The sequence below is a fragment of the Curtobacterium sp. B18 genome (genome assembly GCF_000333375.1).
GTDB lineage: Bacteria > Actinomycetota > Actinomycetes > Actinomycetales > Microbacteriaceae > Curtobacterium.
Window position 1 is genome coordinate 1 of the sequence record NZ_BACZ01000147.1, and the last position, 7,957, is coordinate 7,957.

The 7,957-nt window shown below is 71.7% G+C and carries 10 protein-coding genes; 5 read left to right on the forward strand and 5 right to left on the reverse strand.

All coding sequences use genetic code 11. From position 1 onward, the window contains the following. Positions 1 to 201: 201 nt before the first annotated feature. Positions 202 to 1,629: an amino acid permease gene (locus I5E_RS04015; RefSeq protein ID WP_022905858.1), complete on the reverse strand. Its 1,428-nt coding sequence runs from the start codon at positions 1,627 to 1,629 to the stop codon at positions 202 to 204. A 334-nt stretch (positions 1,630 to 1,963) separates the two neighbouring features. Between I5E_RS04015 and I5E_RS04020 the strand changes: the two genes are divergently transcribed. Continuing rightward, positions 1,964 to 2,452 carry a DUF427 domain-containing protein gene (locus I5E_RS04020; protein ID WP_031261470.1) on the forward strand — a complete coding sequence of 163 codons (489 nt, stop codon included), beginning with the start codon at positions 1,964 to 1,966 and terminating at the stop codon, positions 2,450 to 2,452. Between the two features lie 113 nt (positions 2,453 to 2,565). On the opposite strand, the gene I5E_RS04025 is transcribed toward I5E_RS04020, so the two are convergent. Then, the gene (locus I5E_RS04025) at positions 2,566 to 2,901 is read right to left on the reverse strand and encodes a hypothetical protein (RefSeq protein ID WP_022905859.1); all 336 of its coding nucleotides are present in this window, start codon (positions 2,899 to 2,901) and stop codon (positions 2,566 to 2,568) included. Between the two features lie 83 nt (positions 2,902 to 2,984). Here I5E_RS04025 and I5E_RS04030 point away from each other — a divergent pair, with 83 nt between their 5' ends. From I5E_RS04030 to I5E_RS04040, 3 genes are all read left to right on the forward strand, one after another. Beyond that, positions 2,985 to 3,362 (forward strand): DoxX family protein, encoded by a 378-nt coding sequence (locus I5E_RS04030; RefSeq protein ID WP_022905860.1) that lies wholly within the window; start codon positions 2,985 to 2,987, stop codon positions 3,360 to 3,362. A gap of 2 nt (positions 3,363 to 3,364) precedes the next feature. Continuing rightward, positions 3,365 to 3,784, forward strand: coding sequence for a DUF6264 family protein (locus tag I5E_RS22540; protein WP_022905861.1), 420 nt, complete (start codon positions 3,365 to 3,367; stop codon positions 3,782 to 3,784). Between the two features lie 93 nt (positions 3,785 to 3,877). Further along, positions 3,878 to 4,357, forward strand: a complete 480-nt coding sequence (locus I5E_RS04040) for a hypothetical protein (RefSeq protein WP_031261472.1) — start codon at positions 3,878 to 3,880, stop codon at positions 4,355 to 4,357. Positions 4,358 to 4,365: 8 nt separating this feature from the next. Here I5E_RS04040 and I5E_RS04045 read toward each other — a convergent pair whose 3' ends face one another. Continuing rightward, complete coding sequence (locus I5E_RS04045; RefSeq protein ID WP_022905863.1) at positions 4,366 to 4,986, reverse strand: hypothetical protein; 621 nt, start codon at positions 4,984 to 4,986, stop codon at positions 4,366 to 4,368. Positions 4,987 to 5,098: 112 nt separating this feature from the next. After that, positions 5,099 to 6,574, reverse strand: a complete 1,476-nt coding sequence (locus I5E_RS04050) for an APC family permease (protein WP_022905864.1) — start codon at positions 6,572 to 6,574, stop codon at positions 5,099 to 5,101. Between the two features lie 132 nt (positions 6,575 to 6,706). On the opposite strand from I5E_RS04050, the gene I5E_RS04055 reads away from it, so the two are divergent. Further along, on the forward strand, positions 6,707 to 7,132 hold the full coding sequence (locus I5E_RS04055) for a DUF6892 domain-containing protein (protein WP_022905865.1): 426 nt from the start codon (positions 6,707 to 6,709) through the stop codon (positions 7,130 to 7,132). Between the two features lie 72 nt (positions 7,133 to 7,204). Here I5E_RS04055 and I5E_RS04060 read toward each other — a convergent pair whose 3' ends face one another. Continuing rightward, entirely contained in the window at positions 7,205 to 7,822 is a 618-nt protein-coding gene (locus tag I5E_RS04060) for a uracil-DNA glycosylase (protein WP_022905866.1), read from the reverse strand. Positions 7,823 to 7,957 lie beyond the last annotated feature (135 nt).

Here is a 7,957-nt window from a genome sequence, read left to right on the forward strand (position 1 = left end):
GGCTTCAGCGACTTCCTGACCGCGGGGGACCAGAGCGCCGACAGCGGGCGGTCCCGCGAGCTGCTGCGGTGGTTCCGGAACCACCCGATGGCGGACCCGACGGCAGCGAAGGGGAAGCACCGGCGCGAGGCGTAGCGCTGCCCTGCACCGGCCGCGGGGTCGGCGGATCGCTGCGCGTCAGGCGATCGGCTTGCCGGTCATCTAGCCCATCGGCTTGCCGGTCGTCTCGCCGGTCGCGAGCTTGCTGTGTCGGCGGGAGTAGCCGAAGTACACGCCGAGGCCGATCGCGAACCACACCGCGAAGCGCACCCACGTCTCCCACTGCAGGAACGTGACGAGCCACAGCGACGCGACGACGCCGATGATCGGGATCACCGGCATGAACGGCAGCCGGAACTGTCGGTCGAGGTCGGGCTGGCGGTAGCGGAGCACGATCACGGCGGAGCAGACCACGACGAACGCGAGCAGGATGCCGATGTTCGTCAGCTCGGCCACGACGCCGATCGGCAGGACCCCGGCGAGCACCGCGGACGCGATGCCGAGGATCCAGGTCACCCGGGTCGGCACGTGGCGCTTCGGGTCGGTCTTCGCGAACCACTTCGGCATCAGGCCGTCCCGGCTCATCGAGAACCAGACGCGGCTCGCGCCGAGCATGAAGGTCACGAGCACGGTGATGATGCCGACGATCGCGCCGATCGCGATGATGTTGGCGACACCGCCGAGCCCCACGGACGCGAACGCCGACGAGAAGCCCGAGGCCGGGTCGATGTCGGTGTACTTCTGCATCCCGGTGAGCACCAGGGTCGCCAGGACGTAGAGCACCATCGCGATGCCGAGGGACAGCAGGATCGCCTTCGGCATGTGCTTGCGGGCGTCGACCGACTCCTCGGCCGCGGTCGACATCGCGTCGTAGCCGAACACCGCGAAGAACACCGTCGCGGCGCCCGTCATCACGCCGCCGAACCCGAACGGGAAGTACGGCGAGTAGTTCGCGCTGTTGATGTGGAACAGGCCGAGCACCACGATGAGCACGACGAGGCCGACCTTGATGCCGACGGCGACGAGCTCGAACCGGGCGGCGCTGCGGATGCCGCGGGTGAGGACGAACGCGGTGAGCAGGCAGAGGATGATCGCGAAGACGTCGATCACGTGGCCGTCGCCGGTCCCCGGAGCACCGAGCATCCAGGCGGGCAGGTCGACGCCGAACTGGCCCACGAGGAACCCGACGTAGCCCGAGATGCCGATCGCGACCACCGCCACGATCGCGGTGTACTCGAGCAGCAGGTCCCATCCGATGAACCAGCCGACGATCTCGCCGAGGACCGCGTAGCCGTACGTGTACGCGCTGCCGGCCTTGGGGATGAGGCCCGCGAACTCGGCGTACGACAGGGCGGCGGCGGCGCTCGCGACCCCGGCGACGAGGAAGCTGATGAGGACGGCGGGCCCGGCGACGCCGTTCGCCACGGTGCCGGCGAGGGTGAAGATGCCGGCGCCGATGATGCCGCCGATGCCGATCGCGGTGAGCTGCCAGAGGCCGAGGTGCCGTTTCAGGCCGTCCTCGCCTCCGGTCTCGTCGTCGATCGTGTCGATCGGCTTCCGTCGGAAGAGGGTGCGTGTCGTCGTCGTCACGCGCTCACTCTGCACCCTGGGCGCACTCCGCGTCCGCCCTCGCCACCGGACCGGGTCCGGCCCGGGGAGGCCCCGGCGACGTTTCGCGCTGGGCGACAGCTCACGCGGTCAGCCGCCCGTGAACTGTCGCCCAGCGCGAGAGAACGCGCCCCGCGCGCCCGCGCCCCGCGCGCCCGCGCCCCGCGCACCGCGCCCCCCGCGACCGCGCCCCGCGCGACCGCGCCCCGCGACCGCGCCCCGCGCCCCGCACCAGCGTGACCGCGCGCGAGCCGGCGGGGCGGGGGTGGGCGGCGCCTCCAGGCCTGCGGGCAGGGAACCGGCGTAGACGGGAACCATGCGTCGACCGAACCGTAGCGAGCCCGCCCCCGGCCAGGAGTCCGTGTGGGACTACCCGCGACCCCCAGCCGTCGAAGCGGTGCACGACCGTGTGGTGGTGCGGCTCGGCGGCGAGGTGGTCGTGGACACGACCGACGCGGTGCGGGTGCTCGAGACCTCGCACCCGCCGGTGTACTACGTGCCGATGGCGGGCCTCGAGCTCCGGCCGGCCGAGGGGTCGAGCATGTGCGAGTTCAAGGGCCGCGCACGGTACTTCGACGTGATCGGCGGGGACGTCGTCGCGCCGCGGGCCGCCTGGAACTACCCGACGCCGGAGCCGGGCTACGAGCAGCTGCGCGACCGGGTGGCGATCTACCCGTCGGCGATGGACTCGTGTGAGGTCGGCGGCGAGGTCGTCCAGGCGCAGGAGGGGGACTTCTACGGGGGCTGGATCACCTCGCGGGTGGTCGGGCCGTTCAAGGGGGCGCCGGGCACGCTCGGGTGGTGAGAGGTCGGCGGCTGGCAGGCGCGGCGGGCGGGCTGCGGCGGTCCGGGCGCGGCGGTGCTGCGGCGGCTGCGGCGCGGCGGTCTCTGCTGCAGTCCGGGCGCGGCGGTCGCTGCTCAGCGGTTGGCGTACGGCGTCCAGAACGGTGACGGGAACGCGCCGCCGGTGACGACGACCAGCAGCTGCCACACGAGCATCACGAGCCCGAGCACGCCGAGGACGATCCCGATCCACGACCACACCCGCACCCCGCGCTGGGTCCGTCGCGCGATCGACAGGGCACGCCAGCCGCTCGCGATGGTCACGACACCGAACACGGCGCCGAGCACGGCGTGCCGTCCCATCGAGGCGGCCGGCACGATGAACCCCATGTAGAGCGCCACCGGACCGAGCAGCGCGGCCAGGACGGCGGGAGCCGCGGGCGGCTCGTGGTCGCGGGAGGCAGTTCCCATGCGTCCGAACCTAGCGGGACGCGCGGTGGCTGTCCGACGCGCGGGTGCGCACCTCGGGTCGCCGGGAGGGGCACGATGGACCCATGCGATCCTTCCTCCGCGTCCTGCTCGGCCTCGCGCTCGTCTTCGCCGGGACGAGCCACCTCACCTTCGCCCGCCAGGACTTCCGCGCCCAGGTGCCCGAGTTCGTCCCGCTCGACGAGGACACCACGGTGCTGGCCTCCGGGATCGCGGAGATCAGCCTCGGCAGCGCGCTGGTGCTCGCACCCCGTCGCTCGCGTCGCCTCGTCGGGAACGTGGCGGCCCTGTTCTTCACGGCGATCTTCCCCGGGAACATCTCGCAGTGGCTGAACCGCCGCGACGCCTTCGGTCTCGACACCGACGTCAAGCGCATCGGCCGCCTGTTCGGGCAGCCGCTCCTCATCGCCTGGGCGCTCTGGTCCACGCGCGGGCGGCGGTAGGCATGCAGGCCCCCGTGGTCGCGGATCCGCTCGGCTCCGGCCCGGCGGCGTTCGGACGGGAGGCGCGACACCCCCTGGCAGGCGGCCGTCGCGTCGCGGACGTGGTCGCGACGGTCGTCCTGCTGGTGGTGCTGGCCGCGGAGTCGGTGGTCGCCGGTGGCGGCATCGTGTTCCTGTCGCTCGCGTTCAGTTCGTGCGGCGCTCCGGGCAACTCCTGCGACGAGACGCTCGGCGGTGCGGTGGTCTACGCCGGGCCGGTGCTCGTCGCCCTCGTGCTCGTCGCGGCGCTGGTGGTCTGCGTGCTGCGGCTCGTGCGGCGTCGGCTGTCGTGGCCGTTCGCCCTGGTCGGCATCGCGGCGGTGGTGGCGGTGTTCTTCGGCGCGATGCTGCTCGTGGACAGCGCGATCTCCCACGGCATCTGAGGACGTTCCTCCACAGGCGGCCGCTGAACCGCGGCCGTCCACAGATCGCGACCGGTCGCCCTGCGACGGGGGCGGTCCGGCAACGCTGAGGGCATGCCAGACACCGACATGCTCGACCGCCTCATCCGCACGACCGTCCGCACCGACGACGACGTGGTGGACCTCGTGACCGCCCTCGTCGAACGCCCGATCACCCGCCAGTGCTGGGTCCTCTTCCTCGACGAACACGCCGTCCCGGTGTCGTTCGTGATGCCGATCTCGGACCTGCCGTGGGAACCGGACGAACACGTCGAGGACTTCGCCGCGCTCGTCGGGGACGTCCTCGTCCAGGTCGCCGCGGCCGAGGTCGTGCTCGTGTGGGAGCGACCCGGCGAGTCCCGACTCTTCCCGGTCGACTGGGAGTGGGTCGACGCGTGTGCGTGCGCGTTCGAGGAGCACCACGTCCGGCTCCGCGCGCAGGTGGCGGTCCACACCGGGGGCATCGCGATCGTGTCCCTCGACGACGTCGAGCCGGTCGATCGTGCCGTGCCCCCGGCACCGGTCGACGACGATCCGCTCCCGCTCGCGTCGTGACGGGGCGGTCAGCCCTGCGGCGCAACGTCGGGCACGGTCTGCCCGGTGAGGCCCTCGACGACGGCCTTCGCCTCGGGCCAGAACTTCGCGTAGTGGTCGGGGTCCGAGTTGATCTGGACGGCGTGCGCCATCTGGGTCGGCGTCATCGTCTTCCAGCCCGGGGTCTTCACGAGCTTCGTGTAGAACATCGTCGCCGCGGTGTACGGGTCCATCCGCTGCTCGTACGTGCCCCAGGCGCCGTTGTCGCGCTGCTGGAAGAGCCCGCGGCTGTCGGGTCCGGCGGCGTCCCCGTGGTCGAGGTTCACCAGGCTCGATTCCCCGATCGCGGTCATCACGCCGACCGCCTGCGTGTGCGGCCCGATGCCCATGGCCTGGGCGGCGCTGATGACGTACGCGGCGTTGACCAGGCGGTCCTGGCAGAACCCGGCGACTGGTCCGGCCGGGACGACGATGCCGCCGACGGTTCTCGACGCGACGTCGGGGCAGGTCGGCGTGGGGTCCGCGGTGACCGACCGGGCGGCGCCGGAGAGCGAGTTCACCGCGATCACGATGACGACCACGACGCCGATGCCGATCGCGACGACGCCCGCGCCGAACACCGACGCGAGCGTGATGCCGACGCGGCGCATGGCGGGTCCTCTCGGGCGGGGCGGGTCAGGCGGAGCACGAAGAGGCTACGTGCGCCGCCTGGGAACCGCACCCGCCCGATCGGGGGTGTCGCGGGACCGGTCGGTCGGCGCCTCAGGCGTCTCGGTGGTCCCGGTCGGTGCGCGGCGTCGACTCGTCCGGGCGCTGGACCTTCGTCGGTTCGGTGACCAGCCCGGTGGGAGCCTTCTCGGCGCGCTTCCGCCCGTGGGTGAACCACGTCACGATCCAGAGCAGGATCCCGAGCGCGAGCAGAGCGCCCGCGATCTCGTACTGCTGCGGATCACGCCCGGACGAGAAGGGCAGGACGAGCCACAGGCACGTGACGACACCGATGATCGGCACGACGACCCCGGCGCGGAAGTGCTTGTGGTCGACCTTGTCGCGGCGGAGCACGAGCACCGACAGGTTCACCACGGCGAACACCGACAGCAGCAGGAGCGAGGTCGTACCGCCGAGCACCACGACGATGGGGGAGTCGGGATCGAGGGACACCCACCCGATCAGCAGCAGCGAGATGAGGGTCGTGAAGACGATCGCGGTGGACGGCGTGCGGCGCGTCGGGGAGACCCGGGCGAGGAAGCCGGGCAGGACGCCCTGCTTGCTCATGCCGTACAGCAGTCGCGACGCCATCATCATGTTGATCAGGGCGGTGTTGGCCACGGCGAACATCGAGATGAACGGCAGCAGGTCGGCGATCGGGAAGTCCGGGGCCGCGGTCTGCACGACGGTGACCAGCGGCGTCTCGTTGCCGGCGAGCTCGCCGATCGGCACGACCGCCACGGCGCAGATCGACACGAGTACGTAGATCACGGCGGTGATGCCGAGGCCGGTGAGCATGACCTTCGGGAAGATGCGAGAGGGGTCCTTCGTCTCCTCGGCCATGTTCACCGAGTCCTCGAAGCCGACCATGGCGAAGAAGGCCAGCGAGGTGGCGGTCGACACGGAGAGCAGGAGCGTCTTGTCCTCCGGCGTCTCGAACATCACCACCCGCGAGAAGTCCGCGTTGCCGCCGGCGATGGCCCAGAACCCGATGAGGATCACCATCACCAGACCGGACAGCTCGACCAGGGTGAGCACGACGTTCGTCTTGACGCTCTCGCTCACACCCCGGAAGTTGATGGCCATCACCGCGAGCATGAAGCCCATCGCGATGAGCATCACGACGCCGTTCGGCAGCTCCAGCCCGAACCCGGCACCGAGGTTCGCCGCGAAGGCCCGCGACGCCGTCGACGCCGATGTGATGCCCGAGCACATCACGATGAACGTCACGATGAAGGTGACGAAGTGGATGCCGAACGCCTTGTGGACGTACAGTGCCGCTCCGGCGGTCTGCGGGTACTTCGTGACGAGCTCGAGGTACGAGAACGCCGTCAGCAGGGCCACGGCGAACGCGATGAGGAACGGGAGCCACGCAGCCCCGCCGACCTCGGCTGCGACCTGACCCGTCAGCGCGTAGACGCCCGTGCCGAGGATGTCCCCGACGATGAACAGCAGCAGGAGTTTGGGACCGATGACCCGCCGGAGCTCGGTCTGCTCCTGCTGCGGGCGCTCTGTGTTGGTTGTGGCCATGCGTCAGCCTGTCCCGTTCCACGCCATCCTGTCCAGTCTCACAGGCGAATCGGCGCGGATCGCAACACGGATGTGTCACCCCCGACACGAGACGCCGGGCGTGTCCGGGCACCGACGGCTACGCTCCGGGCCATGTACAGCGAGTCGAACACGACCGAAGAGCCCGTGGAGTTCGCGGACTTCAACGCGAAGCTGCTCGTGCTCGACGTGCTCTGCTACGACCTGGACGTCCTCGACCCCTACGACGGCGATGACGACGAGACCGACGAGGACCTCGACGTCGAGGGGCAGGACGACCGTGCCCGCGAGTACTACGACGATCTCGAACTCCTGCCGTCGCAGCTGTCGCTCGTCACGGAGCTGACGGTCGACTCCGACCTCGAGGTCCTGCAGGACGTGCACCCGGGGTGGGACGGCTCCGACGACCGCTACGACCCGCAGAACTGGGACGACCTGCTCGACCTGCCCGCGCTCGGCACCGTGTACGCCGCGGCGCCGCTGCCGGCGCACGTCGTCGAACGGCTCGCCGCGAAGGGCGTCGAGGTCCGCTCCGCCTGAGCGGGCCCCTGCCGCTGCCGCTGCCGCTGCCGCTCCGGCGGTGAGCGGTGAAGTGCGTCCCGCACCGCCCACTCAGCGGCGGAGCGCCAGCACCTGCTCGGTGAACTGCGCGGCCCCACCCTGCGCCGGGTGCCGTACCGCCACGGCGTCGATCCCCGCCAGCGCCAACGCCCCCTGCGCCTTCCGTCCGACGGCGACGACCCGGACGTCGTCCCCGGCCGGCCCCGCCCGCAGCCCATCGAGCAGCGCGAGCGCGACCGGGGCGCCGTCGCGGACCTCGGCGGGCCGCGGCGTCCGGTTCGTCAGCCGGTCCGGCGCGGCGAACGGGTGGTGCGGGAAGATCGCCCACGTCATCGGCAGCGCCCCGTGCCATGACGCCAGCGCGGCCTGCACCACGCGCGACGACGCCTCCCACGGGGCGGTCGGCTCGGGCGGCACGAGGTACCCGGCGCCGAGCTCCCGCATGCTCGTGAACGGCACACCGGTGTTCGTCATGCCGCGCCACCCCGGGGCCTCGGCGACGAGCACCGTGTCCGCCTCGGCCCCGACGGTCGTGAGGTACCGCTCGAGGTTCGCGCGCCGCAACCGCCCGGGAGCGGTCCCGACGTCGTACAGCGCCTCGGCGTCGTCCGCGACCGGCACCGCGTCGAGCGCCGCCCAGAACGCGTCGAACCGGTCGCCGGTGGTCACGAGCGTCCCAGCACCCGGCGGTACACGTCCTCGAGCCCGGCGGCGGACCGCTCCCAGCTCAGCCGCTCGGCGTGTTCCCGGCCTGGCGCGGCGAGCGAGGCCGAGTACGACGCGTCGGTCAGGATGCGCTCGGTC

What these genes read in the sequence shown, in the direction of transcription:
- I5E_RS04030 (WP_022905860.1), top strand. Translation starts at nt 2,985, where the DNA reads ATGCGATCCTTCCTCCGCGTCCTGCTCGGCCTCGCGCTCGTCTTCGCC.
- I5E_RS04050 (WP_022905864.1), bottom strand. Translation starts at nt 6,574, where the DNA reads ATGGCCACAACCAACACAGAGCGCCCGCAGCAGGAGCAGACCGAGCTC.
- I5E_RS04055 (WP_022905865.1), top strand. Translation starts at nt 6,707, where the DNA reads ATGTACAGCGAGTCGAACACGACCGAAGAGCCCGTGGAGTTCGCGGAC.
- I5E_RS04040 (WP_031261472.1), top strand. Translation starts at nt 3,878, where the DNA reads ATGCCAGACACCGACATGCTCGACCGCCTCATCCGCACGACCGTCCGC.
- I5E_RS04045 (WP_022905863.1), bottom strand. Translation starts at nt 4,986, where the DNA reads ATGCGCCGCGTCGGCATCACGCTCGCGTCGGTGTTCGGCGCGGGCGTC.
- I5E_RS04025 (WP_022905859.1), bottom strand. Translation starts at nt 2,901, where the DNA reads ATGGGAACTGCCTCCCGCGACCACGAGCCGCCCGCGGCTCCCGCCGTC.
- I5E_RS04020 (WP_031261470.1), top strand. Translation starts at nt 1,964, where the DNA reads ATGCGTCGACCGAACCGTAGCGAGCCCGCCCCCGGCCAGGAGTCCGTG.
- I5E_RS22540 (WP_022905861.1), top strand. Translation starts at nt 3,365, where the DNA reads ATGCAGGCCCCCGTGGTCGCGGATCCGCTCGGCTCCGGCCCGGCGGCG.